The organism is Kitasatospora sp. NPDC001175 (assembly GCF_053598215.1).
On record NZ_JBSFJU010000055.1, the window covers coordinates 15,689 to 41,833 of the forward strand.

Sequence of the window (26,145 nt, forward strand, 5' to 3'; positions counted from 1 at the left end):
AGCACATCCGTTCCCAAGTCTGCAAGGAAGTGACCATGACCGAGTTAGCCGTGCCGTCGCAGGCCCCCGCCTCTGCAGCGGTCAAGCGCCTGGCGAACGGGTTCTGCCACGCGAAGCTGCTGCTGGCCGCCAACGAGCTCAGCGTCTTCGCGGATCTGCATCAGCACGGTCCGTCGACCGAGGCCGAACTCGCCGGACGCCTGGGCCTGAACCGTCGCGGGACCCGTGAACTCCTGCACGGACTGGTCCTGTTGGAGCTGCTGGAACTGCGGGACGGTCGCTATGCCAACAGCGCGACCGCGTCCGCCACCCTGGTACCCGGTGGAGCCGACTACGTCGGTGGCTTCCTGCGCCGTGCGGACCACATGCTGTATCCCGCGTGGCAGAACCTCGCCCAGGCCCTGGCCTCCGGTGAGCCACAGGCTGCCGGCGCCGGCCAGGAGGCGTTCCGGGCCATGCTGGACGACCCTCGGCAACGCGATCAGTACCTCCAGATGATGGACTCGGCCAACGGGCTCATCGCGGGCCACCTGGCCGACGCCTTCGAGTGGAACTCCCACCAGCACGTCGCCGACATCGGCGGATGCCGGGGAAACCTCGTCGCACAGCTGGCCATTCGTCACCCGCACCTCCGGGCCACGGTGTTCGACCTCCCCGAGCTGGCGTCATCGTGCGCCGACCACGCCGCCGAACTCGGTGTCACCGAACGTGTCCGGTTCCACGCCGGTGACTTCTTCACCGACCTGCTGCCACGCGCCGACGTCCTCATCCTCGGCCACGTCCTGCACAACTGGTCCGTCGAACAACGGGAGTTCCTGGTCCGCAAGGCGTACGAGGCTGTCAATCCGGGTGGAGCGCTGCTGATCTACGACGCCATGCTCAGCGATGAGCCCACCGATCTGGCGCGCATCCTCATCAGTCTCAACATGCTTCTGGTGACTGAGGAGGGCTCCGAGTACACCGTTGGCGAGGGCAGCCAGTGGCTCGCTGCGGCAGGCTGCGCCGACATCCGGGCCCGGCCGCTCGGCCACAGCGACACACTGCTCGTCGGCCGCAAACCGACCGTCTGAGAACCTGCCGCCCGAGGAACGGAGCGCCATGATCGCGGTGTACTGCTCCCAACCGAATGCCGCCGACCCGCTGGCCGCCGCAGTGGTCGGCGAACACCGCCCGCCGTCGCCCGCCGTCGGATGGACGACCGTCAGAATGCTCACGGCGTCGTTGAACATGCGGGAGATCACGGTGCTGAGCGGGCGCGCGGGTGCCCGCCAGCGCTATCCCGTGATCCTCGGCAGCGACGGCTGCGGCGTGCTCGACGACGGCACCGAGGTCGTCGTGCATTCATCGGTCATGTCCCCCGGCTGGACGGGACCGGAGAATCTGGATCCGGGGCGCACGGTGCTCTCCGAACAGCACCAGGGCACCTTTGCGGAGATCGCGGTCGTTCCGCGCCGCAACGCGCTCCCGAAACCGCCCGAACTGTCCGCCGTCGACGCGGCCTGCCTCTCCACCGCGTGGCTGACCGCCTACCGCATGCTGTTCGTCACCGCCGCCGTCGAACCTGGGCAGACTGTCGTGGTCCACGGCAGGCGCCGCCTGGGTACCATCGCCTCCGCCGCGATCGCGCTCGCGAACGCGGCGGGGGTACGCGTCTGGGTCGTCGGCGAGCCCGACGACCGCGAGTTGGCGCTCCGGCTCGGCGCGGATGCCCTCTTCAGCGGGTCGCACCTGCTGCCCCAACCCGTGGACGCCGTTATGGACGCCTCGATCAGCGGGTCGGGCTGGATGGGATCCGTCGACAGCGTGCGGCCCAACGGGGCGATCGTCTGCGCGGGATACCGGGACAGCGGCGACCTGGGGCCGACCGGCGCCGGCAGCCTCGTACGGGACTTCATCTTCCGGGAGGTCCGGTTGCTGGGCTCGGGCATGGGGACGGCCGAGGATCTCACGAGTCTGATGAGTTTTCTCGTCGCCACCGGTCTGCGTCCGACTGTTGCCGATCTGCTCGACATGCGCGATGTCAGGCGAGGCATGCGAGCCATGCTGTCCGGCACCGTGACCGGAAAGATCGTCTTCCGGTTCTCGTGACGGGTGCGGCACCGCGGGTCCGCGCTCCCTGCCGGTGGTCATGTCCATCCGTCAGGTAGCCCGACTGCTGACACCTGCTCACATTCCAGACCGGGCCATCCCTTCTCAGGCCGGCACCACCGTCTGCGCATCCCGTAGTTCGCCCAGCAGTCCCGCCACCTTGACGACCGTGCGATCGCCCAGGTGCGGGCCGATGAGCTGGACGCCGAGCGGCAGCCCCTCACGGGTTCGGCCCAACGGGACGGTGGCGGCCGGCAGGTGGACGAGGCCGGCGAGGTTCAGCCAGGTGGTCTGCTCCCAGTAGCCGCGACGCCGGCCGTCGACGGTGATGTAGCGCTCGGACACGGGCACGTCCGTCTGGTCCGGTACTGCGGCCGTCGGCGCGGCCGGGGTGATGAGGACGTCGACGTCACCGAAGTAGGCGGCCCATCGATCCTGGAGCCGTCGGCGTTCCTCGTTGGCCTGCAGCCAGTCCCGGTGACTCATCGTGCGGTCACGGAGGTACTGGGCCCCGGGCGACTCATCGCCTGGAGACAGCTTCCGGGAGGCCTCCACCTCGGCGGCGTACGCCTGCGGCGGAGCGCTGGCAGCGCTGCCGGCGAGCATGAGGGAGCGAAACAGCCGGTCGGAAGAGGCCATGTCGACCGGGGGCGCCGAGTCGCTGATACGGACGCCTGTGTTGCGCAAGGTCCGTTCCAGTTCCTCCAGCAAGGCTCGGGTGGCCGCGTCCACCGGACAGAAGGAGTCGTCGGCCCAGAAACCGATGCGGTAGTCGGCCAGCCTCTCGTGTCGGGGCGGTGGCAACTCCAGCCGCCACGCGGTGGAATCATGGGGTGCCGGACCGGCCAGCACACCGAGCGCGAGCGCGAGATCGGCCGCGCTGCGCCCGAGAGGGCCTATGCAGAGCATGTCCGAGGTCGTCAGCCAGCCTGGTGGGCGCGGAATGTGGCCCCGGTTCGGCACGACGCCGAAAGTGGGCCGCAGGCTGTAGACCCCGCAGTAGTGGCCGGGCAGCCGTAGTGAGCCCGCCAGGTCGCTGCCGATGTCCAGCGGGCTGAGGCCGGCGGCCACGGCTGCGGCCGAGCCGCCGGAGGAGCCCCCGGTGGTGCGGTGCGGGTCGTGCGGATTGGGCGTGGTGCCGAACAGCTCGTTGCTGGTCTGGATGCCCTGGCACAACGGCGGTGTGTTCGTCTTGCCGAGGATGACCGCACCGGCCGCGCGCATCCGGGCCACGGCGTCCGCGTCGCGTCCTGGTACGTGTTCGGACAGCTCCGCCGAACCGCACGTGGTGCGCAGGCCTTCGGTCTCCAGCGCGTCCTTGAGGGTGATCGGAAGTCCCAGGAGGGCTGTTGTCCGGCCGCGGGCGCGCTGCTCGTCGGCTGCCGCGGCCGCGGCCAGGGCGGCCTCGGCTCCGAGGGTGACCACCGCGTTGTACTCGGGATGGGAGGTGATGCGGTCCAGGTGCGCGGTCGTCAGTTCGCGGCTGGAGACCTCTCCTCGGTTCAGGGCATCCAGCTGTTCGCGGGCGGAGTGGCGGATCAGGTCCATGAAGTGGCGGCATCCTCGTGTTCGGAGACGGCCTCGAAGTGGGCGGCGATGCGCAGCAGCGCGCGAACGTCGTCGTTTGGCGTGCGTACGTCGTCGCGGATGCCCGCGTCGGCGTATTCGGTCGGGGTCTTCGGTGATTCGTTGCGGTGGTAGGCGGTCAGCGCCCCGCGGAGCTGGTCGGCGGTGACCGCGGCGGCCAACTCGGCACCCCGCAGCCCGGTGGCAGCGTACCGCGCCTCGGCCGCGCGGCGTACGGATTCGTCCAGGTGGTGGCGCAGAGCCCACTGGCCGTCGCGGATCTCGACGGCGCGTCGGTACAGGTGCCAGGTGGCACCCCACAGGGACGGGCCGTGCGCCGAGGCGGCCCGGTGCGTGTGGAGCGCGATGGTGGGCAGAGCCTCGTACACGGCGTGCCACAGCGGCGCCAGGCGCTGGTGGTCGCGATAGGCGCGTCCCCAGGCCCGGGCCCTCGGGACGATGTGGATGGCCAGCGTGGGAATGAGGAATCCCATGAGGACAAGCGTGCTGCCGCCGTCGGCGCAGAGCCATGCGAAGCGCTCCGCGGACCGCGACAGAGGGGTGAAGCCGAAGACCGCGGCCGCAACGTCCACGAGTCGGATCGTGCTGTAGCCGAAGGTCAGCAACGCCCCGGCTCCCACGATGCGCAGACCGCGGGCGATCCAGGTCCCGCGTGTGCCGCCGGCCCTTCTCCAGCAGACCACGGCAAGGATGCCCTGCCCGATGGTGTAGGCACCGATGTAGAGCGTCAGGAACGTCTGGTAGACGCCGACGTGGATGTACCTGGCCGTGAAAGCCTGCGGGGAGATCCGGCCGGAGGCAGGCAGCAGGAGGAACAGCACCACCAGAGCGGCGATGACCGCCGCCCCGGCCGCGAGGCAGAGCCGGGTCCTGCTGCGGGCCTTCTCGTGCGGCAGCACCCAGTCGGCCAGGACGACGATCTGCAGCGTCACCTGAGCCGTGACGGTGCCGAATGCGGCCAGGATGCCGATGGACGGGTTGCCGGTCGCGTCGCCCAGCAGCCCCCAGACCGGATCGATGGACACGAGGAAGGAGAGCGCGGACAGGCCGTAGACGCCGACCAGGGCGGTCAGCGCCCGGTCCCGGCGCAGGTATCGCGGTGGCCAGAGCAGTACGAGGAAGCCGGTGACGGCCAGGGTCAGACAGAGCGGGTGCAGTAACTGCTGCATGGATCCCTGTCACCGCCGTCCGCGCAGTAAGGTCTCCGCCACGGGATCGTGGCCCTGGAGGCGGAGGCCGGGACGGTGTACGTGACGCTGCAGGTAGGTGCCGATCATCTCGGCCTCCCGTTCGTCCTCGTGTTCGTAACTGGTGCGGCCCAGCATCATCTTCACCACCTGCGGGTCGAGGTCGGGGACCAGTCGGTCGGAGACCGGCTTGACCGGAGGAAGGACGGGGGAGCCCTGGTGATCGCGGAGAATATGCGCGAGCTCGTGCGCGATGATGTGGTCCTGGTGGGCTCGGCTGGTGTCCTGGTGGACGAAGATGAAGTCTGCGCGCTCCACCCGGATCCAGAGGCCGCACACACCCTGCACGATGTCCCCGGAGGCGTGGACGAGCCGGATCGGGTAGCCTGACCGGCTTTCGACGACGGGGAGGAGCTCCCTCACGCTGCTGACGCGCGGCAGGTTCAAGCCGTGCACGAAGCGTCGGCAGATGCTCTGCGTGCTGTCCCTCATGGGTTCGGGTCCGTTTCCTCGTCGGCCGCGCAGGACGTGAGCCCTTCCTGTGCGCGTAGTTGCTCAACGGTGGCAAGTACCTGGTCCAGGCTCTGCGGCGACAGTCCTGCCACCCGCATGGCGACACGCTGTACTCCGCTCTCGCGCAACCGTCTGACGAGGGCCAGCTCGGTTGTGACTCTGTCGGCAGTGCTGTCGTCGAAGAAGTAGGCCACGGGGACACCGAAGAACGTCGCCAGCGCCTCGAGGTGCCGCCTGGTGGGGTTGTCCCGCCGTCCGGTGCGCAACTGCCACAGATAGACGTGGGAGACGGAGGTGCTGCCGCGTTCGCGGAGCATGTCGGCCACTTCGTGGTTGCTGTACGGGCCACGGTCGGGCGGATGGACCGTCTCGAACAGCGCGTTCAGTCGCTCCTCGAACGTCCCGGTCAACAGAACCACCTCCCCATAGTTCCCACGGTTAACCCTAGTTGACACCCTATGCGGATCATGCGACTCTCGGTATGTTAACTGAGATTAATCCGTGTGCCAGCAGTCGCGTCCCCGTGGCGCACGGCCGGCTCACCTGGCGATCCTGTGTCAGGCAAGGCAGCTGCGAAGGCATAAACGACCAGTACTGACTGCAGCAGAGGACTGTCGACGCCCTCGAGCCGCGGTGCAGCGAATTTCATCCGGCTCCCTTCGTGAGAGAGCGCGGAAGGAGGGGCTGGCGTGGGTAGTGGTGTGGGTTTGGGGTGCGTCTCGCATGGAAGCGCGGTGCAGGCGACGCCACCTGTCGGCGCGACGCCAACGATGACGGCAATGGCTAGACCAGCTCCCACAGATGGTCGGCGACAAGCCGCTCTTGACAGGTGGCCATGATGAAAGACAATCAGAGATTCGTGCACCACTTGCCGTCAGGCACGGAAGTCTGTTTGCTTCGGTAAGAGGCGCACGAGGTGTCCGTTCCACGGATCGGTCTGTCGCGCGACACATGCAGCCACCGCGACCATTGACCCGGTTCGGAGACCCACCGAACTCGCCACCGCACTGTGTCGCATCCGTCGCTGCTCGGACGGCCGCAATCGTCGGAATTCGCCGCTGCGGGATCAGGCGTGCAACCAAGTTGCTGGGCGTACGGGCCCGAGAAGGCCAGGCGGGGCTACGGCCACTCTCGCGCGGGCACGAAAGCCCACCGACTTGTCATCGTGCTGCCTGGACTTGATTGGGCGATGCCGTGGCTGTTCGCCCGAGGATGGGCTGGTCGGTGCCGGCGGCCCCGCAGGCAGGAGGTGCGCGCGGGGATGCGGGTTGGCCGCCACCGAGAGGGTGTCGGGGTGTTGTGGAAAGGCTCGCCCGGTCAGTCGAGGTTCAGCGATGGCCCGTTCAAGTGGTTGGGAGGTGAGTTGGAGCGCGCGCCGCTCGCCCGCGGGTGGGCAGATCAGAGATGGTCGCAGGCGCAGGTGAGTCAGGCTCAAGCAGGGTCCATTACCGCGCTTTGTCGTTAGAAAGTGGGTATGTTGCCGATCATGATCTCAGTTCTGGGACCTCTGGCCGTCACGATTGATGGTGTCGACGCTACTCCGACGGCTTCGAAACTGCGGACGCTCATCGCTCTTCTGGCGCTTCGCAGAAACAGCGTGGTGGCGATCGGGTCACTGATCAACGAGCTGTGGGGTGAAGAGCCGCCGGTGAGTGCCATGGCCACGCTGCAGACCTACATATACCAATTACGGCGGTTATTGACAACGAACGGCCTGAACGGCAAGGACGTGCTCGTGACGAAGCCGGTCGGGTACGTACTACGGCTCAAGCGGGACGAGCTGGACGTGGACATCTTCCGCAGCCTTGTCGAAGAGGCGCGGGATCACCTCCAGGAAGGCGCGGACGAGGCTGCGCTGACGGTTGTCACCAAGGCCCTGAGCATGTGCGGGGCGGCTCCGCTGCATGACGTGAGCGCACGGGAGCTGCTCGAATCGTATATCGGCCAGCTCGGCGAATCCGTACTCCAGGCCGTGGAGCTGCGAATCGAAGCAAAGCTGCGGCTGGGCTATCACCAGGAACTCGTCGCCGAACTCAAGTCGCTGTGCGCGGAACACCCGTACCACGAGAACCTGCACGCGAAGCTCATGATAAGTCTGCAGCGGATGGGCCGACGCTCCGAAGCGCTGGTCCTGTATCAGACGCTTCGCAGGAACCTCCGGGACGAGCTCGGAATCGACCCGTCGGCAAGCCTGCAGGAGCTGCAGAACAAGCTGCTGAACTCCAACTCCAGCAGCGTCAGTGAGATCGAGTCCTCGTGGCAGGCCCGCGAGACCATCACGCCGGCACAACTGCCCGGAAACATAGCGGAGTTCACCGGCCGCACAGCCGAGATCGAACAACTGGGCCGGATGCTGAGGCCGAACCAGAACGCCTTGGCTCCGACCATCGTGACGCTGACCGGCAGCCCGGGAACAGGAAAGTCCGCACTGGCGGTCCGGGTGTGCCACGAGATCCGGGACCGCTTCTGCGACGGTCAGTTGTACGCCGACCTGGACGGGGGCGCCGTTGAGCCCTACCAGGTGCTCGGCAAGTTCCTGAGGGGCGTGGGCTTCAAGGGTGAGGAGATCCCGGGCGACCTCGACGAGCGTTCGCAGCTGTTCCGAAGCTGGACCAGGCAGCACCAAGTGCTCGTTCTGCTGGACAATGCCGCATCCCGAGCCCAGGTCCGCCCGCTGCTGACCTCCGGACCGGGCAGTGCGGTCCTCATCACCGGTTCCCAGCTGGCCATCGGCGGCCTGGAGGGATCGCGTTCCTTCCAGCTGAACGCCCCGTCGGTCGACGAATGCGTCGCGGTCCTGAGTTCGATGATCGGCGGGGAACGGGTGGCCGGCGCAGAGGACGTGGCCTACGACGTCGTCAAGGTGTGTGACCAGCTTCCGGTGGCCCTGCGCATCGTGGCGGCGAAGGTGACGACCGGCGTCTACGCCTCGCTGCCGGCGGCGGCGCAGCGTCTGGCGGCTCCGGAGGCCCGGCTGGAGGAGATGCGGTTCGGGGAGTGGGACATTCGCAAGACCTACGCCGCCGGATACCGCCTGCTCGACAGCCAGGGACGGAAGGCCCTGACCATGATGGCCGTCTCCGGTCTGTGTTCCATCACGACGGTGCGGATCGGAGAACTGTGCGGCTGGGACCGTGCCAGCACCGAACATGTGCTCAGCCAGCTGAAGCAGCTGCGGTTCCTGCATGCGGTCGCGGCCGGAATCGGCCCGGGGAGTTATGTGATGCCCGTCCTGGTGCGTTCGTTCATCGACGACCTGATCAGCGGCGAACTGGCGACGGTTCGAGCAGCCGGAGCCTGAGGTGGTGGGCTCGGGCCGGTGCCCCGCGGTATAGGAGAAAACTCCTACCGAGGTCCGTAGACATGTCACTATACGACTCCCAGGCTGATTGGTGATGATGATTGCGATAACAACGGCTGGACCAGGGGCACACATGGAATCCAAGGCACAGAAGCGGCCACAGCTCGGCGGCTTGGCAACCGTATTTCTCGATCTCTTCGTGTCGATCGGCGGATATTTCATTCTCCGGGCGGCGGGCGTCAGTGTGATCTGGTCGCTCGCGATCCCGGGCATCGTGGTCGGAGTCCTGACCGTCCTGAGTACCATTCGTCGGCGCAAGCTCGATGTGGTGGGTGTCCTGGTGCTCGTGGAGCTGGCCGCGACGCTCGGGCTTTCCTTCGTCACCAACGACGCGCGTATCGCGGCCTGCCGACAGCCCCTGTACGTGCTCATCGGCGGGCTGTTCTGCCTGGGCACGCTGTTCGGTCGCCGACCGTTCACCGCCGTGACCACCGCGTCCATGGCCACGTTCGGAGACCCGCTGCGGGCCAGGGCTTTCGAGAAGGCGTGGCAGGACGTCGCCAGGTACCGGCAGCAGCAACGCACGTTGACGACCGCGATCGGGACGATCATGGTGGTCGATGCCGCAGTTCGGGTCCTCGTCATCTACGTCTACCCGGTGAGCCGGATCGACGTTTCCCTACTCCTGTCGAACGTCGCGGGAATCCTGCTGTTCGTGGTCATCGGTGTGGTCTCCAAAAAGCTGATCATGCCCGCACGAGAAATCGTGCTGGAAATCGTCGAACAGCTCAAGGCTGAGTCCGCGGATTCCGGAACCGACATTCCGACGGCCTCCGAAGGCGGGACGGACACGCCCGCGCACGAAGGGTTCCGTCAGTCATGACGGAACCGTGGAAACCTGGCAACGCCGTGACAGGAGAGAAACAGAGGAGCCGATGGCCTACCTGATTCCACTCGCTCAGCTCGGCCTTCACGACGTGGACCGGGTCGGAAGGAAGGCCGCGGTACTCGGTGAGCTGCGGCAGACCGGGTTCCGCGTCCCCGATGGATTCGGGGTTCCCTGGCAGGTGCTCACGGATGTGCTCGACGGCATCGATCCCGCCGACCCGCACGCGGTCGTGGAACGCATCCGCTGCACGGAGTTACCGGACGCGCTCCGCGCGGAACTGTCGGCGGCGCTCCGGGAACTCGGCGATGGTCCGGTCGCGGTGCGATCGTCCGGCATTGAAGAGGACCTGGCCGGACGCTCGTTCGCCGGACAGTACGATTCGGTCCTCGACGTGCGTGGGGCCGACGCGGTTGCCGACGCCCTGAGGCAGTGCTGGGCGTCGGCGTTCTCGGACCGCGTGGCCGCCTATCGGAACGGTGAGGATGCCCCGATGAGGATGGGCGTCCTGGTCCAGGCCATGGTGCCTGCCGCAGCCGCGGGAGTGGCGTTCAGCGCGAATCCGGTGACGGGTGACCGTGGCGAAACGATGGTGAGCGCGGTGACCGGCCTCGGTGACAGGCTGATGGCAGGGGAGACCGTCGCCGACGAATGGTCGGTCCGCGACGGGACGGCCCAGCTGTTGTCCGGGTCCCGTGAGGCCGTCACCGAGGCCCAGGTATGCGAGGTCGAGGCGCTGGTCGGCCGTGTCGCCGAACACTTCGGCACCCCGCAGGACATCGAGTGGGCGTTCGCGGCGGGGGAACTCTGGCTACTGCAGGCACGCCCGATCACAACGCTCGTGGAGGACCACGACCTCGTGCCGATCGACATCGAGGTCCCGCCGGGCTTCTTCGTCCGGGACGTACGATCCCCCGACGCCAGGGCTCCGATGGAGAACTCGGTGTTCCTGCCGGTGTTCGCCGCCTCCGCGAAACGGCTCTTCGACTTCACCACCGGCGCGCCGCTGACGGCGACAACCATCGGCGGTTGGGTGTACCTCAACCCGCTGCCCGACACGATGCCGGAGCTGATCCGGCGTTCGGAGCGCATCGCCGAACTGGTGGCCGAGGGCGCGCCGCTCGCTGTCGTCAGGCGATGGGAATCCGAGTGGAAGCCCGGCTTCGTGGCACGCATCCGGCGGTTGCGTGAGACCGACCTCGGCGCAGTGGACGATGCGGCGCTTGCCGCTCATGTCGCCGAGCTGACGGGCTTCTTCTCCGAACTTCACGATGTGTACTTCCGGATCGCGGGCGCGGCGATGTTCATCGGCGCCGAACTTGGCTTGCTGGCACAGGAGTTGCTCGACTGGCCGCCGGACGACCTGCTCCCGCTGCGCAGCGGGCTGGTCGGGGAGCACATGGGCGCCGTCGTGGCCCTGGGCGACCTCGCCCGGCTGGCGGCGGCCAAACCTGCGCTCAGCGCGGCGCTGGAGCGCGACGTGCAGAGCGCGGTCGGGCAACTCCGGGACATGGACCCGGAGTTCGCCGCGGCGTTCGACAGGTATCTGGCCGATTACGGGCATCGAACTCTCCGACTCGGTCTGACCGACCCCACGTTCGCTGAACAGCCCGCCATGGTGCTCACCATGGTGGTCGCGCAACTCGGCGAACCCTTCGACCTGGCCGACCGCCGGGCGGTGTTGGCCCGCCGGGTCCAGCCCCGCCGCGACGAGCTGGAGCGCAGGCTGGCAGGCAGGCCCGCGGCCGAGCGGCAGCAGTTCGAGGCGGCGCTGGCGGCCGCGGAGCTGAGCGCGCCCATCAGGGACGAGAAGTCCCATCTGGCCGTGTCGTTGTGGGCATTGATGCGGTACGCCGTCCTGGAGCTCGGCAACCGGCTCGCCGGGTCGGCGCTGATCCAGCAGCCCGAGGACGTGTTCCTCATCGGGCTCGACCAGGCGCTGGCGGCACTCGCGGACCCATGCGATCTGCGCCCGGCGGTGCGGCTCGGCCGTGGACAGCTCAACTGGGCGAAGGCCAACCCGGGGCCGAGGTTCTACGGCACTCCGCCGACGCCGCCGACCTGGGGGCCGGGCATGGCCGAACCCTCCGAGGCGGCAAAGCACGTGATGGACATCGCGGCGTGGACAACGCGGATGATGGGCGGGTCTCCACAGGCGCCGGCCGAGACAGACGGCATCAGCGGTCTCGCCGCCGCCGCCGGGCGCTACACGGGACCCGCCCGGGTTGTCGGCGGTCCGCGTGACTTCGGCAAGCTGCGCCGCGGTGACGTGCTCGTCTGCCCCGAGACCACAGCGCAGTGGGCAGTGCTCTTTCCCAGCCTGGGGGCTCTTGTGGCGGACGGCGGCAGCCTGCTGTCCCACCCGGCGATTCTCTCCAGGGAGTACGGCATTCCCGCGGTGGTGGCCGCTGGTGACGCCACCCGGTTGCTGCAGGACGGCGATCTGGTCGAGGTGGACGGAGCCGCCGGGACCGTGCGCCTGATCAGCGGTTCGATCGCCGCACGGCGATCGGAGGCGGCGAGATGAGTGAAGCTGGCGAGAGGCCGCCCTGCCACCGGACGGTGATTTCGGTCTCGTGCACGTCGTACACAAGGACAAACCAGGACTGCCGACCGCATCGAGCGGGTCGGCCTGGAGGATGAGATGCACGTACTGATCGTCGGCGCCGGTGTGGGCGGGCTGTGCCTCGCGCAGGGCCTGCGCAAACGGGGGATCGGCGTTGTGGTGCTGGAACGGGACGTCGCCTCGGACGCCCGTGCCCAGGGGCTCCGCCTGAAGATCGACGCACTCGGCCGATCCGCGCTCGCCGACTGCCTGAACGACGACTACTACCAACTGCTCGCCGCGACGGCCAACAAGCCCTACCAGTCCCGCGGCGTGACGCTGGACGAGAACCTGAACGAGCTGCATTCCGCGGTTCCCGCCCAGAGCACCGTGGACGAGGCGACGGCAAGCATCGTCGTGAACCGCCACACACTCCGGCAGATCCTGATGTCCGAGACATCGGACCATGTCTTCTTCGACAAGGAGTTCGAGCGCTACGAGCTGCTCGACGACCGGGTCGTGGCCTACTGCCGGGACGGCAGCGCATGGGTCGCGGACGTACTGGTGGGAGCCGACGGCATCAACTCGGCCGTGCGCAGGCAGCTTGTGCCGGACAGTGGCCTGATCGACACCGGACTGTGGTCGATCTACGGGCAGCTCATGCTGGACGAACAGAACCGCAGGTGGATACCGCCGAACGTGTTCGGCGGCTCCCGACCCGTCCTGGGGCCAGAGGGCCGGACCCTCGCGCTCGGAACGTTCCAGCCGCAGATGCCGATCACTGATGCGGTCGCGGAGTTCGCGCCGAAGGCGGACATCACACCGGTGGACGACTACCTGAAATGGAATCTCATCGCTCCTGCCGAGCAGTTCGGCGTCGACGAGGCGGCTTTCTTCGGTGGCTCCCCGGAGTGGCTGCACGCGAAGGCCTGCGAGATGACGGCGGAGTGGGGCCCGGCCGTCAGGCGGATCCTGGACGAATCGCTCGTCGCCGTGACGTTTCCGCTGTCGATACGGGCGTCTCGTCCCGATGCGACATGGCCGACCGGCCGGGTGACGCTGCTCGGTGACGCAGTCCACGCCACCACCCCCGTGGGCGGCGTGGGTGCCAACGTCGCGCTGCGCGATGCCGCCGCACTGGCGAGGAATCTCGCGGAGGTGGCGGAGTTCCCCGACCTGCTGCTGCAGGCGATCGGTCAGTACGAGACGGACATGCGCGAATACGGATACCAGGCCGTTCGGGATTCCCTGGCCGGCGCCGAGCGCATCCTGCGGAGCAGGAGGCTGCTCGACAACGAGTAGGCGAGCACTCAGGTGTGACTTCGCGACGCGGGGTCGCGTCGGGTGGGAACGTCGAGTCGCGTGGGAGGAGGCGTGGCCACCGCGCGGTCATCGGGGGGATTCGGACTCCTGGCGATCGTGCGGTGGCCGCCGGACGCCGCGCGCTGACGGTGCGTCAGCGAGGCTTAGCCGGCCTCCGGGAGGCCTGGACTGTGCCTGCGTCCCGTACCGCGCTCTTCGGCCAACTCCTCCGCCGATCAACTCCCTTGCCGGCCTTCCGGGACGGTAGCTGCCGACCGTCGTGGTGGCGCTGACGATGGGAGACCGGCACTGCCCCGTCCCCAGCACGCAGAGCGGCGCGTTCTCGGGCAGCGGTGTCGGCGAGATCATGAAGGGCTCCTCGATGGGGTCAGGTGCGATGGGCGTCACGCTGGGACAGCTTCCTCGCCCATGACCACGGCACCGACCCCGGCCGCACGCGGGCCCTCGCCAACACCACCATCGCGGGCGCCACCACGCGCCCTGCCCGGCTGCCCGCTACCGGCGGGACTCGCTGTCGCGCACTGTCACTCGTCACACACTGATGCCGCTAGACCCTAATGTGTGCCGCACAGTATGGTGTGTGCGTGGATGGCTCCGAACTCCTCGATGCCCACAGGCAGGAACTGCGTCGTGGCTCCGTGGTGCTCGCGAGCCTGCTCGCGCTGCGGACACCGGGCTACGGCTACGGCCTGCTGGACGAGCTTGAGCTCGCGGGCGTGCCGGTCGCGGTAAACACGCCCTATCCGCTGCTGCGCCGGCCGGAGGGCCAGGGACTGCTGACCAGCGAGTGGGACACCAGCCAGCCGCGCCCGCGCAAGGCGTACCACACCAGCCGTGACGGCATCCTCCTCGCCCAGGCACTGCTGCGGGAATGGCAGGCGATCGACACGGCATTCACCCGCCTGGCCCCCACCTCAGCCACCATCCCGGAAGGGCAGAACCAGTGACCGCGACATTAACCGACCGGTACATCGCCGCTACCGTGCAACGCGTGCCCGACAGGCAGCGGGCCGAGATCGAGCGGGAGCTGCGCGCCGCGATCGCCGACGACGTCGAGTCCCGCATCGAACGCGGCGAGGGTCCGGCCGACGCCGAATACGCCGCGCTCGCCGAACTCGGCGATCCCGAGCGCCTGGCCGCCCGGTACGCCCGCCAGGACGTCGCGCTCATCGGCCCCGACAGCTACCCCGGCTACATCCACGCGCTGCGAGGCGCCTGCTGGACCGTGCTGCCGTTCGCCTACGTCGTGCTCGCCATCGTCTTCCGCGCCCACGGGGCGAGCACCTGGGTCGCACTCCTGCGCCCGCTCGGCAGCATCGTGACCGCCGCCATGTACCTCGTGGTCCTCGTGACCGTCCTCTTCGTGATCGCCGACCGCGTGCGCAGGGCCCATCCCGAAGCCGTCAGGGCAGCCGCCCCCTGGACCCCCGACCAGCTGCCCGTCGCCGAGCAGCCGAGCCCGGCCGTCACGGTGCGCGACCTGATCCGCGACATTGTCAGGGCGGTGGCGTTGATCGCGGCGTTGTTCGCGCAGCGGGTGATCTCGCCGGTCACCACCCCGACGGGTGGGCATGTGCCGATCATCAACCCGGCCCTCTGGAGCTTCTGGATCCCCTACTTCGGTGCCGTGCTCGCTCTCGCCGCCCTGGTCAGCGCCGTGAGCCTGCGCCTGCGCCGCGGCAGGCCCGTGACCGTCGTCGCCCATGCCGCACTCACCCTGGCCGGCATCGCGCCGCTCGCCTGGCTGTTCTGGCGGGCGAGTGTGCTCAACCCGGCGCTTGCCGCCGATCGTGGCGCGCTGGCAACCCTGGCCACTCCGGGCAACTGGGTCGCCTGGCTTGCCGTCCTCACCCTCGCCCTGGCTGCCATCGGCACCCTCACCCAGGCCCGATTCACGCTCCAGCGCGGCACGAAGGCCCCGTGGTCGGGTTGACTGCCCGGCGCGCCCGGGGTGTTCGGCCTCCGGGCTGAACGGTCCTCGGCCTCGGTACCGAGGCCGAGCCGTGGTAGGCCGCCGAGCTCTTAGCCCGGCGAACGGGGGAAGGGCCGACGGTTGACCGGGACGGGGGTGCGCCGTCGCCTGTGGCAAGGAGGGCGAGGCCACCGCGGTGGCTGGCCGTGGCGGTGGGACGAACGGCTTCGAAAGCCTGTGGAGGACAAGGCCATGCAGATCGACACCGCGGCCCCGGTGCCTCGACCCGAGAGCCGCTGCGCGGCCGCCGAGCCGTGTGTCCGGCGGCGGGGCCGCCCGCGCAGCGAGGCGGCGGAGCGGGCGATCGTCGCCGCAGTCGAGCGGCTGATGGAGGACGGTGTGGCCCTGGCCGACCTCTCGATCGAGGGGATCGCCGCGGCTGCGGGCGTCGGCAAGGCCACCATCTACCGGCGCTGGCCCAACAAGGAGGCGCTGCTGGTCGATGTGGTCGCCCGACTGGAGGCCCCCGAGCCGCAACTCACCGGTGGCACGGTGCGCGAGGAACTCCTGGCGATGATGGAGTTCATGCGCCGCCGGGGTCTGGCCAAGCGCTCGCGCTGGGTGCTGAAGACCGCCCTCGGCCAACTGGACAACTGGCCCGAACTGCGCTCGATGTACCAGGAGCAGGTACTCGAACCCCGCCGCGAACTGGTCCGGCGGATAGTTCGGCGCGGCGTCGCCGAAGGGGTGATCCGCCCGGACCTGAACCCCGACCTGCTCTCGGAAGTGGTGATGGGACCGATCCTGTTACGCACCGTCTTCTGGAAGGAGGCACCGCTCGACGATCCCGCGCTGGCCGAGCAGCTGGTCGACGCCGTTTTCAACGGCATCGCCGCCCCGTTGCCGCGGTGACACAAGATGATGGTCCGCCCCCGCCCCCGCCCCCGCCCCCGCCGGCGCCAGCTCCGCACCGTTTGAGTGCGGTGGCATCGCGGCTTCTACGCGGTGTGTCTGTCAGTTCAGCGGCCGGTTCCCTAACATGAGCTCAGCTCACATTAGCGGAGAGGGGCTTGACCATGCCGACTCGATTCGACCTGCCGGCGGGCTTCCGCTGGGGTGCTTCCACGGCCGCCTACCAGATCGAGGGCGCGGTCGACGAGGACGGGCGCGGGCCCTCCGTCTGGGACATATTCGCCGCCCGCCCCGGTGCCGTCCGCGACGGCCACTCCGGCCGGATCTCCTGCGACCACTACCACCGCTACCCCGAGGACATCGCCCTGATGCGCGGACTCGGCCTGGATGGTTACCGGTTCTCGATCGCCTGGCCCCGGATCCAGCCCACCGGCACGGGCCCGGCGAACCCGGCCGGACTCGCCTTCTACGACCGGCTGGTGGACGCCCTGCTCGCCGCTGGCATCACACCGATGCCCACGCTCTTCCACTGGGACCTGCCACAGGCCCTGGAGGACGGCGGCGGCTGGCTGGCCCGGGACACCGCGTACCGCTTCGCCGAGTACACCCAACTCGTCGTGGACCAGCTCGGCGACCGCGTCCCCGCCTGGATCACGCTCAACGAGCCTTTCGTGCACATGGTGTTCGGCTACGCGCTGGGCATCCACGCCCCGGGCCGCACGTTGATGCTCGACGCCCTGCCCGTTGCGCACCACCAGCTCCTCGGCCACGGTCTTGCCGCCGCTGTGCTGCGTGAGCGCGGCCACCAGGTCCTGATCGCCAACAACCTCACCCCGGTCTGGCCGGCCAGCGACGACCCGGCGGACGTGGCGGCGGCGGCCGCGTACGACGCGCTGCACAACCGGCTGTTCACCGACCCCCTGCTCCTCGGCCGCTACCCCGACCTCTCCGCCTTCGGCGTCGGCGGGGACCTCGGGGGCAGCGTGCGCCTCGGGGATCTGGAGTTGATCTCCGCTCCGGGCCTGGACGGACTAGGCCTCAACTTCTACAACCCGACCCGGATCGCCGCCCCCGCCGATCCCGAACTCCCGTTCAACGAGGCCGAGATCGAGGGAGTCCCGCGCACCGCCTTCGGTTGGCCGGTCGTCCCGGACAGCCTGCGCGAACTCCTCCTCGGCCTGCGCGATCGGTACGGCGATGCGCTGCCGCCGATCACCATCACGGAGAACGGCTGCTCGGTGGACGACCGGGTCGCCCCCGACGGCACCATCGACGACCGGTTCCGGATCGACTACATGGCGAGCCACCTCGACGCCCTGGCCGAGGCGATCGCCCAGGGCGTGGACGTCCGCGGCTACTACACCTGGTCCTTGATCGACAACTTCGAGTGGGCGGAGGGGCTGGGACGGCAACGCTTCGGGCTGGTCCATGTCGACTTCGAGACGCAGCGGCGGACGCCGAAGGCTTCCTATGCCTGGTACCGCGACCTGATCGCCGCGCATCGGGCGCGGCTCACGCGGTAGGGGAGTGGGCGAACTTCCCGACTCACCTACCGATAAGGGTCTGCCTGCCCAGGTGCCACGAGTGAGATCGGGGCTCCACATAGGTGTTGGGGGCATCGTGTCGCACGTCCGCGCTCCGCTGGGCGGCGACGGGGACACGGAGGACTGCCAGGAACTGTGGGTGGTCCTGGACGCCAGGGACGGAAGGGTCCTGGGACGTGTGGACACCATGACGGTGGCCTCCAACTCCGAGCACACTCCACACCCGGACCCTGCGCAGACGGGGTTGAGTGTCGGCGAGGGCGAGGAAGGGTCGCCTGCGCTGTGGGGACGCTGGGACGGGCAGCAACTGACCGCCGCACAGATCGGGATCGAGCTGGTCCTCCTTGCGGTGAGCCCGTCCGGCCGGCACCTCCTGACCGTTGATGTCGGGCAGTGGTCGCTCTCCCTCCACGAGGTGGAGAACGGTTCGGTTCTGCGGGAACTGGAGGCCGCGGACACGGTGCCGGTACACCCGGGGAGCACCGGCGAGGACAGGGTGTACTGGGACTATGACGCGGCCTTCGTGGATGAGGCCACCATCGTTGCCGGGACCTCCGAGTGTGACGCCCCGTATGGAACAGCCCGCCACTGGTTGGTCGACGTGCACGAGATGACTCTGCGCGGCGAGATCTCCTACCCCGTTCCCGTCTCGGGTCCTGCCCGCGCAGCAGGGGGCGGCACGTGGTACACGATCTCCAAGGATGGGACTTCCGTGCATCTGTGGGAGCTGGCCGAAGAGAACTGACTTCGGTCGGGTGATGCCCTGGCCGTTCGCCGAACAGCGGCAGCCAGGATCCGGTGGTCCTGGGGCATGAGATACGCGCGGAGCGGCGGGTTGACCGACGCCGGGAGGGCTGCGCGGGAGCGGGTCCGGCGGTAGCCGCGGAACGCTTCGAGAGCGGGGAGCAGAACAGGGACATCGCGGCGGCGCTGCGGGTGGGCGTGCGCTCGGAAGAACTGTGACGCAGGTCACGGCAGATGTAGAACCTGCGCGCCGCATCGGGCGTCTGGCTGGTGTGAGATCACGCAGGAGAGCACTGGACGAGCTGGACGAGGAACGCCTCCTCCGGCTGGTGGCCAGAGGTGACCGCGGAGCGTTCGACGAGTTGTACCGGCGCACGTCGCCGTGGCTGGCGGTGCGGTTGCGCCGCCGCTGCGCGGACGAGCAGATCGTCGCCGAGGTCATGCAGGAGACCTATCTGGCGGTGTGGCGTGCGGCCGGCGCGTTCTCCGGCAGCGCGGTCGGCGGGACGGCCGTCGGGTGGCTGTGGACGATCGCGGCGCGCCGCCTGGTCGACGCGTTCCGGCGCCGTGCCCACCACGCCGAACTTCCCGTCGTCGTCGCCTCCGCCGCCGAGCGGGCGGTGGTGCCCGCGGCGGAGGACGAGGCACTCGCCGGGACCGTCGGCGGCGACGTCGGCGATGCCTTGCGGCGACTGGCGCCGGAACTCCGAGAGGTACTGCAGGCCACGGTGCTCGACGGGCTTTCCGTCCGGGAGACCGCCGTCCTGCTCAGACTGCCCGAAGGCACGGTCAAGACCCGCGCCCGCCGGGCCCGGATCGCGATGCGGGAGGCGCTGGCATGAGCGAGCGAAGCGAGCGAACCATCAAGAGGCGCGCGTTGAGCGAAGCGTCTGCCGAGCGAAGCGAGATGGGCGCATGAGCGGGGAACACGCGTCTAGGCGGTTGATCGACGACTACGCACGTGGTGACGCAACGATGGCCGCGGACACGGTATGGGCGTTGGAGGCCCATCTGGAGACGTGCGCGCCGTGCCGGAGTCACCTGGCGGCCTCCGTGGCCACCGAGGCGCCCGACATCGCCGCGCTCCTCGACACCGTCCGGGCCGGTCTGGAACCGCAGCTGGACGCGGCCGTTGGGGCGCCCTCGCGGCGACACCGCCCGAGGTGGGTCTCGGCCTGGCTGACGCCGGTCATGGCCCCGTGGTTGGCCATGACCGTCGTCGTCACCCTGATGGCGCTGCTACTGGACGCGGTCGCGGCGCCGACGTTCTTCGGCGACGCCTCTCCCGTGTTGCCGATCGCGCCCGTGCTGCCGCTGTGCGGTGTCGCCGCATCGTGGTCGCGCGGCCTGGACCCGGCACACGAACTGACGGCCTCGACTGCCCGGGCCGGCCTGCCCCTGCTCCTCAGGCGCACCACGGCGGTTCTCGTGGTGGTCCTGCCCGGGCTCCTGGTGGGGGGATGGCTGACCGGAACCATGACCGCCGCGCAGTGGCTGCTGCCCTCCCTGGCCTTCACCTCCACCGCCCTGGCGCTGGGCAGCGTGGTCGGCGTGACCCGCGCAGCCGTCGGGCTGATGGTCGCCTGGGGCGTCGTCGTCGTGGTACCCGCGTGGGCCACCGGCCGCGTCCCCCTCGCCCTGCAGCTTGTCCTCCAGCCGGACCGGCTGCCCGTGTGGGGGCTGCTCCTCGCGCTCGGAACCGGCGCCGTGATCGCCCGCAGAAACGCGTACTCAACGCTGTGAAACCCATGTCCACCCTCGAAAGGGACCACCGCATGACACCCGTGACGAGCGCGGCTGACACCGCGCCGAAGACCTACGCCTGGGAGATCCGGGCCAGCGGCCTGAGAGTACGCGTCGGACGGAAGAAGATGGCCGTCGACGGGCTCGACCTCTCCCTGGGCATCGGCGCCCACGGCCTCCTTGGGCCCAACGGAGCGGGAAAGACCACCCTGATCCGGACGCTGGCCACCGTACTGCGCCCCACCGAGGGCGAACTGGAACTGCTCGGCACCTCCGTGGGCGCGATGGGCGACCACCGGGCCCTGCGTCGCCGGATCGGCTACCTGCCGCAGGACTTCGGCTACTACAAGCGCTTCACGGTGCGCGAGTTCGTCGAGTACATGGCCTGGTTGAAGGAGGTTCCGAAGGCGGCCGTCCCCGCGGCCGTCCAGCGGGCCGTGGAACGGGTGGGCCTGGCGGACCGCGCCGACCACCGGATGAAGACCCTGTCCGGCGGCATGGTGCGGCGGGCCGGCATCGCCCAGGCCATCGTCAACGACCCCGCGGTGCTGCTGCTGGACGAGCCGACGGCCGGCCTGGACCCGGCGCAGCGGCTGCGCTTCCGCGAGCTGCTGCAGGAACTGGGCCGCGACACCTGCGTGGTCGTCTCCACCCACCTGGTCGAGGACGTCGCGGCCGCCTGCTCCGACGTGGTGCTCTTCGCCGACGGCCGCCTCGTCTTCCAGGGCACGCCGGACGACCTGGCCGCCGCGGGCGGCTCCGAGTACCCGGGCGACAGCCCCCTGGAGCGCGGCTACTCGGCGCTGCTCCACAACTCCGGGCAGCAGGGAGGCACCTGGTGAACGCACGTGTCCTGTGCATCGAGCTGAAGCGCTCCGCCGCCCCGTGGGCTGGAGTCGTCGTCCTGGGCGGAAGCCTGGCGATCTTCTGCCTGATCGACGGAATCTGGTGGAAGGGCAACGCGGGGTGGACGGCCCAGTGGACCACCATGGCCATGTGGACCCGGTACCTGCTGGCCTTCTGGTTGCCGTTCGCGGTCGGCATCGGGGCGGTGTACGGGCTGCGTGAACCCCGCTCGCGGATGACCGAACTGCTGACGACCACGCCGCTGCCGGCCTGGCGCCGTGCGGCGCTGCCGGCCGGTGCGATCGCGCTCGCGCTGGCGACGGGCTTCGGCCTCCTCGTCCTCGTGGGCGGCGCCCAGGTGGCGCTCGGTTCGACCACCTACACGGGCCTCGGCTGGCTGCCGATCTCGCTGGTGGCGGTACTTGGCCTCGTCGCGGCCGCCGTGTTCGGCATGGGCGTCGCGCGGGCCGTGCCCTCCGTGCTCACCCCGCCGGCCCTGACGGTGCTCCTCTTGCTGACGGCCCTCCTCCTGCGGCAGAGCAATGAGGGGGCACTGCCGTCGAGCGTCGCGCCGAACCGGCTCGCCCTGCTGGTCCCGGTGACCGCGGAGCCGCGGGAGACACTGCTGACCCTGTCCGGCTCCGTGCACCTCGGCCAGACGCTCTGGCTGCTCGGCCTGATCGCCACCGGTTTCGCACTGCTGTCGGCCGCGACCCGCCGGGCCCGACTGCTCGCGGTGGCCCCCGTCCTGGCCGGCGCGGCCCTGGCCCTGCTGATCCTTCCGGCCACTCCGCGCGACACCTACGTCATCGACAAGGCCGCCGCCACCCTGGTCTGCGACGGACCGGTGTGCGTGACGCACGCGAACCGCTCACACCTGCCCGAACTCGCGCCGCGCGGCAAGGACGCGCTGCGCGTGCTGCACGACGCCCTGGGCGACAAGGCGCCGAACTCGGTGCGGGAGGACACCGAGCTGCGCGCGCTCGGCGACGAACGCCAACTCTTCGGCGACGCGGTGCTGGTCGACTTCGACGACCCGCTGATCGCCCATGCGACGGGGGCGGAACTGACCCGCCTCCTGGTCGCCCAGGGCCTGGCACCGAACTGCGCACCGCGCACCACTTGGGAGGGCGGGGGGCAGGTCGACATCCCTGTACAGAGCATTGCCGCGAGCTGGGCCCTGGGCGATCACCAGTTCGAACCACTGCAGAGGCCGGACTCCTACGCGTACTCGCAGCGTACATGGGCGGACGCCGACACCGCCTGGCAGCGGCTGATGGCGCTGTCACCGGCCGAGCAGCGCTCGCGGATTGCCGAGGTGCATGCCGCCGCCCTCTCCTGCACGGGGCACAACGAGCTTTCGGTGCTGGCGGGGAAGGCATCGCGATGAGGTGGCTGATGCTGTATGCGCGTTCACGGCAGGTACCCACCTCGGCCGCCGCGGTCACGCTCGTCGCACTGGCGGTGTGGGCCTTCAACCGGGGCGACGGCACGGATGCGGTGGATGCGATCGATCCGATCGCCTTCTTCGTGCTCGCCGCGAGCGTGGCGGCCGGCTCCGTCGGGCTCGGCGGGCAGGATCTCGCCCTGGACCGGACGGCCGCGATCCGGTGGGCGCCTCGCCGGGCGGCGCACATGCTGCTGATCGGCGCGGTCGCCGGTGCGGCGCTGCTGGCGGTCCAGGCGATGGGGGCGAAGTTCGCCCCCACCGAGGTCGTCGTCCGGGACAGCGCGGGCCTGGCCGGCCTGGCCGCGCTCGGGGCGGTGCTGTGCGGGGCACACCTCGCCTGGACCCTGCCGACCGGCTGGCTCGCGTTCACCGTCCTCGTCCCGCCGCTGCCGCCCCACACCGTGGGGAAGGCGGTCGGCTGGATGACCTTTCCCCCCGGCACGGAGGCGTCCACCTGGACCGCGGTAGCCCTGCTGGTGACCGGCACCGTGCTCTACGCCCTTGCAGGACCGAGACGGTAGCGGGCACGTCCCCCGGCCGCTGAACTCGGCCGGATACCCTGACAGCCTGTTCGACGGGCCGAGGGCTACCACCAGCGCTTCGGGCTCGTCCACGTCGGCTTCGAGACCCAGCGCCCCACCCCGAAGGCGCCATACGCCTGGTATCGCTACCTGATTCACACCCACCGGATTTGCCTCAGAGGGTAGTTGGACGCAGATGCGCTCGGCCGAGATTCGACCGGGCCCGATGAGCCCGACGTTCGACCTTCTGCGGCGGCCGTCGGGGCCGACGCTCCGAGTCGAGCCAGGGCCGGTACGCGGACGTGCACCGCCTGGTGGACCAAGGGCCATGTACGGCCGGGCGTCGTTCCGTCTTCTCCGCGTTCGTGTCCTGAACCGGCCCGACCACAGCACAGTGCCACCTTCCCCGAGACGGACAACCACGGCAGAATTGAAGCGTGAGCGAACTTCTGGGCAGGGCTTGGGATTTCCGGGACCCGCACGGAGACGGAGTCAACCAGCTCGACCCGCACAACATGGACGCGCTGCGCGGGCTCGGCCAGCTGCTGGCCCTGACCCAGGCCCATCCCGACAGCGCCCGTGTACTGGCCGGGCTGGTCGAGTCCGCGCTGCGCAAGGCACCGGGTGTCGGCCCCCGGGCGCCCAAGGTCGCCAACGCCGCCGTACACTGCCTCGCCCGCCTGGACGGTGAGGACGGGCTCGCCCAACTCGCCCGCCTCACCACCAGGGTGACGTACAAGGGCACCTCCAAGGAGCTGGACAAGGCGCTCCGGGGTCGAGCCGCCGCACTCGGCCTCAGTCGCGCCGAGATCGAGGAACTCGCCGTATCCAGCTATGGGTTGACCGAGGTGGGCCGAGGGTGCGAGAGCTTCGGCGACGCCCGGGTGGAGCTGCTGGTGGAGGGCTCCCGGGTCCGCCAGACCTGGTACAACGAGACCGGCCGCGCGGTGAAGACCCCACCCGCCTCGGTGCGGCGCGAACACGCCCAGGGGCTCAAGGAGTTCAAGGCCTCGACCAAGGACCTCGAGAAGATGCTGACCGCGCAGTCCGAGCGGCTGGACCGGCAGTTCCCGGCGCGGCGCAGCTGGCGGTACGGCTCCTGGCGGCAGCGCTTCCTGGACCATCCGCTGGTCGGCACCCTGGCCCGCCGGCTGATCTGGACCGTGGACGGCACGGCCTGCGCCTGGCTGGGCGGCGTCCTGCGCACCGTGACCGGTGACGAACTCGCGCCCGCTGCGGACGCCTCGGTCGAACTGTGGCACCCCGTCGGCTGCCCGCCCGAGACGGTGCTCGCCTGGCGCGCGCTGCTGGAACGCAACGGAGTCGTCCAGCCGTTCAAGCAGGCGCACCGGGAGGTCTACCTGCTCACCGCCGCCGAGGAGCACACCCGGGTGTACTCCAACCGCTTCGCCGCGCACGTCCTGCGCCAGCACAGGTTCCACGCCCTGGCCGGCGCACGGGGCTGGCACAGCCAGCTGCAGCTCGCCGTGGACAACTCCTTCGCCGCCCCGATGCGGCTGCTGCCCGAGTGGGGTCTGCGCGCCGAGCCAGCGCTTCGGGCTCGTGCACGTCGACTTCGCGACGCAGCGGCGTACGCCGAAGGCGTCGCCCCCGGGGCCGCGGATGCGCTCAGTGGGCGAAGTCGAGGTGTACGAACGGGTCGTGGTGGATGCGCTCGAGTGGTACCCCTGCGTGGTACAGCGCTCGGGCGGCGTCGACGATCATCGGCCCGGGGCCGCTGACATAGGCGTCGTGCTCCCGCCAGGGGCCGGCCGCCGTCAGTGCCTCGGGCAGGCCGGAGGCGGCGCCGGGAGTGTCCGGGGCGAAGACGGTGGCCCGTACGGTGAGCCAGCGGTGGTGCTGCGAGATCCGGCGGATGTCCTCGAGTCCGTGCGGTTCGTGCGTGCTGCGGGCCCCGACGAAGACGTCCATCCGTCGTTGGACGCCGTCCAGGAGGGCCTGCTCGACCAGTGCGAGGATCGGTGCGAGCCCGGTGCCGCCGGCGACGCACACGACGTCGCGGGTGGAGGCCGGGTCGAGGATCATGTCACCGAGGGGCCGGCCGAGCCGGACGACGTCGCCGACCGCCGCACGGTGCACCAGGGCGCTGCTCACCGGGCCGCGAGGAACAGCGCGGATGTGGAAGGTGATGGTCCCGTCCGGCCGAGGCGCATTGGCGGGGGAGTAGTAGCGCCAGCTCTTCGGCCACCACGGGGTCTCCATGCTGACGAACTGCCCGCCGGTGAACGGGTACGGCTGGTCGGTCCGCACGGTGATCTCCGCAAGGTCGGGGCCGTACCTGCGGTGGTGCACGATGCGGGCGTCCCAGACGGCCGGTCGCTCGGCGGCGTCGGCAAGGGCCGCCCCGTCCATGACCTGGGCGGTCGCGGTGTAGGCACGGGTCCAGGCCGCGGCGACGTCCGCGTTCCAGGCGGGCCCGGCGAAGTGTTCCAGCGTGGCGAGCAGGCACTCGCCGACCGCGGTGTAGTGCTCACTTTGAGCGCCGAACTTGCGGTGGTCGCGGCCCAGTTCGGAGCAGAAGCGGACCAGGTTCTCGGGATCGTCCACCAGGTCGACGATGAGCAGCAGGGCGCGTACAAGCTTGTCGTGCTGGATCTCCATGTGCGGCGGGAACAGATCGCGGACCTGGGGGTAGCGCTGGAACAGCGTCGCGTAGAAGTGGACCGGGAGGTCCGCCGCGTGCGGCTCGACGGCGGCCCGGCTCGCCCGGAGCAGGGCGACATCGTGTGCGGACAGGAGCGCATCGGTGCCGTGGCGCTGTGTCGTCGGCTGCGGACGGTCCTGCGAATTCTCCGGTGCAGCGGAGTTTCTGACCGAGTGTTCGACGCGAAACATCACGCGGTGACTCTCCTGTCCAGTTCTTCGCGTCGAGAACTGTTTGCTGCGGGCCGGAAAACGCCTCATTCTGCCCATGGTGGCAATCGGATTTGCAAGCTGAATCCGGTGAATAGTTTGTGAAGTATGCTACTAGCTGGTAGTGGCTGTATCTGGTACCGTCCGACCGGATGTGACCGGCCGCGTG

The 26,145-nt window shown here is 69.5% G+C and carries 22 protein-coding genes and 2 pseudogenes; 19 read left to right on the forward strand and 5 right to left on the reverse strand.

Annotation, left to right across the window (positions count from 1 at the left end; genetic code table 11):
* Window positions 1-35 precede the first annotated feature (35 nt).
* Both ACWDAK_RS30205 and ACWDAK_RS30210 read left to right on the forward strand, forming a co-directional pair.
* Window positions 36-1,070 (forward strand): methyltransferase, encoded by a 1,035-nt coding sequence (locus ACWDAK_RS30205; protein WP_427395364.1) that lies wholly within the window; start codon window positions 36-38, stop codon window positions 1,068-1,070.
* Between the two features lie 28 nt (window positions 1,071-1,098).
* Window positions 1,099-2,088, forward strand: a complete 990-nt coding sequence (locus ACWDAK_RS30210) for a quinone oxidoreductase family protein (protein WP_344640588.1) — start codon at window positions 1,099-1,101, stop codon at window positions 2,086-2,088.
* Window positions 2,089-2,193: 105 nt separating this feature from the next.
* Here the strand turns inward: ACWDAK_RS30210 and ACWDAK_RS30215 are convergent, their stop codons facing one another.
* From ACWDAK_RS30215 to ACWDAK_RS30230, 4 genes are read right to left on the reverse strand one after another with little or no spacing between them, the layout of a single operon-like run.
* Complete coding sequence (locus ACWDAK_RS30215; protein WP_427395365.1) at window positions 2,194-3,636, reverse strand: amidase; 1,443 nt, start codon at window positions 3,634-3,636, stop codon at window positions 2,194-2,196.
* The gene (locus ACWDAK_RS30220; RefSeq protein WP_344640590.1) at window positions 3,627-4,844 is read right to left on the reverse strand and encodes an MAB_1171c family putative transporter; all 1,218 of its coding nucleotides are present in this window, start codon (window positions 4,842-4,844) and stop codon (window positions 3,627-3,629) included. Before ACWDAK_RS30220 ends, ACWDAK_RS30215 begins: the two co-directional genes overlap by 10 nt.
* Window positions 4,845-4,853: 9 nt before the next feature.
* Window positions 4,854-5,354 (reverse strand): hypothetical protein, encoded by a 501-nt coding sequence (locus ACWDAK_RS30225; protein WP_344640591.1) that lies wholly within the window; start codon window positions 5,352-5,354, stop codon window positions 4,854-4,856.
* Entirely contained in the window at window positions 5,351-5,794 is a 444-nt protein-coding gene (locus ACWDAK_RS30230; RefSeq protein ID WP_344640592.1) for a helix-turn-helix domain-containing protein, read from the reverse strand. Before ACWDAK_RS30230 ends, ACWDAK_RS30225 begins: the two co-directional genes overlap by 4 nt.
* A gap of 1,055 nt (window positions 5,795-6,849) precedes the next feature.
* Here ACWDAK_RS30230 and ACWDAK_RS30235 point away from each other — a divergent pair.
* From ACWDAK_RS30235 to ACWDAK_RS30315, 17 genes and pseudogenes are all read left to right on the forward strand, one after another.
* The gene (locus tag ACWDAK_RS30235; protein WP_344640593.1) at window positions 6,850-8,676 is read left to right on the forward strand and encodes an AfsR/SARP family transcriptional regulator; all 1,827 of its coding nucleotides are present in this window, start codon (window positions 6,850-6,852) and stop codon (window positions 8,674-8,676) included.
* A gap of 133 nt (window positions 8,677-8,809) precedes the next feature.
* Complete coding sequence (locus ACWDAK_RS30240) at window positions 8,810-9,559, forward strand: VC0807 family protein (protein ID WP_344640594.1); 750 nt, start codon at window positions 8,810-8,812, stop codon at window positions 9,557-9,559.
* A 52-nt stretch (window positions 9,560-9,611) separates the two neighbouring features.
* Window positions 9,612-12,089: a PEP/pyruvate-binding domain-containing protein gene (locus ACWDAK_RS30245; protein WP_427395366.1), complete on the forward strand. Its 2,478-nt coding sequence runs from the start codon at window positions 9,612-9,614 to the stop codon at window positions 12,087-12,089.
* Window positions 12,090-12,206: 117 nt separating this feature from the next.
* Window positions 12,207-13,409 (forward strand): FAD-dependent oxidoreductase, encoded by a 1,203-nt coding sequence (locus ACWDAK_RS30250; protein WP_427395367.1) that lies wholly within the window; start codon window positions 12,207-12,209, stop codon window positions 13,407-13,409.
* 605 nt (window positions 13,410-14,014) lie between these two features.
* Entirely contained in the window at window positions 14,015-14,377 is a 363-nt protein-coding gene (locus ACWDAK_RS30255) for a PadR family transcriptional regulator (protein WP_344640597.1), read from the forward strand.
* Window positions 14,378-14,421: 44 nt separating this feature from the next.
* On the forward strand, window positions 14,422-15,363 hold the full coding sequence (locus ACWDAK_RS30260; RefSeq protein WP_344640598.1) for a permease prefix domain 1-containing protein: 942 nt from the start codon (window positions 14,422-14,424) through the stop codon (window positions 15,361-15,363).
* A gap of 231 nt (window positions 15,364-15,594) precedes the next feature.
* Window positions 15,595-16,254, forward strand: a complete 660-nt coding sequence (locus ACWDAK_RS30265) for a TetR/AcrR family transcriptional regulator (protein WP_344640599.1) — start codon at window positions 15,595-15,597, stop codon at window positions 16,252-16,254.
* 164 nt (window positions 16,255-16,418) lie between these two features.
* Complete coding sequence (locus ACWDAK_RS30270) at window positions 16,419-17,777, forward strand: GH1 family beta-glucosidase (protein WP_344640600.1); 1,359 nt, start codon at window positions 16,419-16,421, stop codon at window positions 17,775-17,777.
* Window positions 17,778-17,976: 199 nt separating this feature from the next.
* The gene (locus ACWDAK_RS30275) at window positions 17,977-18,543 is read left to right on the forward strand and encodes a hypothetical protein (RefSeq protein ID WP_427395368.1); all 567 of its coding nucleotides are present in this window, start codon (window positions 17,977-17,979) and stop codon (window positions 18,541-18,543) included.
* A 66-nt stretch (window positions 18,544-18,609) separates the two neighbouring features.
* A pseudogene (locus ACWDAK_RS30280) lies at window positions 18,610-18,755 on the forward strand (IS630 family transposase); the annotation flags it as partial.
* 59 nt (window positions 18,756-18,814) lie between these two features.
* Window positions 18,815-19,384: an RNA polymerase sigma factor gene (locus tag ACWDAK_RS30285; protein WP_344640602.1), complete on the forward strand. Its 570-nt coding sequence runs from the start codon at window positions 18,815-18,817 to the stop codon at window positions 19,382-19,384.
* A gap of 73 nt (window positions 19,385-19,457) precedes the next feature.
* Window positions 19,458-20,285 (forward strand): zf-HC2 domain-containing protein, encoded by an 828-nt coding sequence (locus tag ACWDAK_RS30290; protein WP_344640603.1) that lies wholly within the window; start codon window positions 19,458-19,460, stop codon window positions 20,283-20,285.
* 32 nt (window positions 20,286-20,317) lie between these two features.
* Window positions 20,318-21,127: an ABC transporter ATP-binding protein gene (locus ACWDAK_RS30295; RefSeq protein ID WP_427395369.1), complete on the forward strand. Its 810-nt coding sequence runs from the start codon at window positions 20,318-20,320 to the stop codon at window positions 21,125-21,127.
* Complete coding sequence (locus ACWDAK_RS30300) at window positions 21,124-22,521, forward strand: hypothetical protein (RefSeq protein WP_427395370.1); 1,398 nt, start codon at window positions 21,124-21,126, stop codon at window positions 22,519-22,521. The genes ACWDAK_RS30295 and ACWDAK_RS30300 overlap by 4 nt, the downstream gene beginning before the upstream one ends.
* Window positions 22,518-23,102, forward strand: a complete 585-nt coding sequence (locus ACWDAK_RS30305) for a hypothetical protein (RefSeq protein WP_427395371.1) — start codon at window positions 22,518-22,520, stop codon at window positions 23,100-23,102. Before ACWDAK_RS30300 ends, ACWDAK_RS30305 begins: the two co-directional genes overlap by 4 nt.
* A gap of 57 nt (window positions 23,103-23,159) precedes the next feature.
* A pseudogene (locus tag ACWDAK_RS30310) lies at window positions 23,160-23,288 on the forward strand (family 1 glycosylhydrolase); the annotation flags it as partial.
* A 251-nt stretch (window positions 23,289-23,539) separates the two neighbouring features.
* Window positions 23,540-24,844: a DUF4132 domain-containing protein gene (locus tag ACWDAK_RS30315; protein ID WP_427395372.1), complete on the forward strand. Its 1,305-nt coding sequence runs from the start codon at window positions 23,540-23,542 to the stop codon at window positions 24,842-24,844.
* On the opposite strand, the gene ACWDAK_RS30320 is transcribed toward ACWDAK_RS30315, so the two are convergent.
* Window positions 24,732-25,958 (reverse strand): globin domain-containing protein, encoded by a 1,227-nt coding sequence (locus tag ACWDAK_RS30320; RefSeq protein ID WP_427395383.1) that lies wholly within the window; start codon window positions 25,956-25,958, stop codon window positions 24,732-24,734. The two genes, ACWDAK_RS30315 and ACWDAK_RS30320, sit on opposite strands and share 113 nt — an antisense overlap.
* Between the last annotated feature and the right edge of the window lie 187 nt (window positions 25,959-26,145).

Bases quoted from the DNA above. Each gene is read 5' to 3' on its own strand.
- ACWDAK_RS30245 (WP_427395366.1), top strand. From the start codon at position 9,612: ATGGCCTACCTGATTCCACTCGCTCAGCTCGGCCTTCACGACGTGGAC.
- ACWDAK_RS30270 (WP_344640600.1), top strand. From the start codon at position 16,419: ATGCCGACTCGATTCGACCTGCCGGCGGGCTTCCGCTGGGGTGCTTCC.
- ACWDAK_RS30295 (WP_427395369.1), top strand. From the start codon at position 20,318: ATGACACCCGTGACGAGCGCGGCTGACACCGCGCCGAAGACCTACGCC.
- ACWDAK_RS30210 (WP_344640588.1), top strand. From the start codon at position 1,099: ATGATCGCGGTGTACTGCTCCCAACCGAATGCCGCCGACCCGCTGGCC.
- ACWDAK_RS30215 (WP_427395365.1), bottom strand. From the start codon at position 3,636: ATGGACCTGATCCGCCACTCCGCCCGCGAACAGCTGGATGCCCTGAAC.
- ACWDAK_RS30265 (WP_344640599.1), top strand. From the start codon at position 15,595: ATGCAGATCGACACCGCGGCCCCGGTGCCTCGACCCGAGAGCCGCTGC.
- ACWDAK_RS30225 (WP_344640591.1), bottom strand. From the start codon at position 5,354: ATGAGGGACAGCACGCAGAGCATCTGCCGACGCTTCGTGCACGGCTTG.
- ACWDAK_RS30235 (WP_344640593.1), top strand. From the start codon at position 6,850: ATGTTGCCGATCATGATCTCAGTTCTGGGACCTCTGGCCGTCACGATT.
- ACWDAK_RS30240 (WP_344640594.1), top strand. From the start codon at position 8,810: ATGGAATCCAAGGCACAGAAGCGGCCACAGCTCGGCGGCTTGGCAACC.
- ACWDAK_RS30205 (WP_427395364.1), top strand. From the start codon at position 36: ATGACCGAGTTAGCCGTGCCGTCGCAGGCCCCCGCCTCTGCAGCGGTC.
- ACWDAK_RS30290 (WP_344640603.1), top strand. From the start codon at position 19,458: ATGAGCGGGGAACACGCGTCTAGGCGGTTGATCGACGACTACGCACGT.
- ACWDAK_RS30305 (WP_427395371.1), top strand. From the start codon at position 22,518: ATGAGGTGGCTGATGCTGTATGCGCGTTCACGGCAGGTACCCACCTCG.
- ACWDAK_RS30220 (WP_344640590.1), bottom strand. From the start codon at position 4,844: ATGCAGCAGTTACTGCACCCGCTCTGTCTGACCCTGGCCGTCACCGGC.
- ACWDAK_RS30320 (WP_427395383.1), bottom strand. From the start codon at position 25,958: ATGTTTCGCGTCGAACACTCGGTCAGAAACTCCGCTGCACCGGAGAAT.
- ACWDAK_RS30250 (WP_427395367.1), top strand. From the start codon at position 12,207: ATGCACGTACTGATCGTCGGCGCCGGTGTGGGCGGGCTGTGCCTCGCG.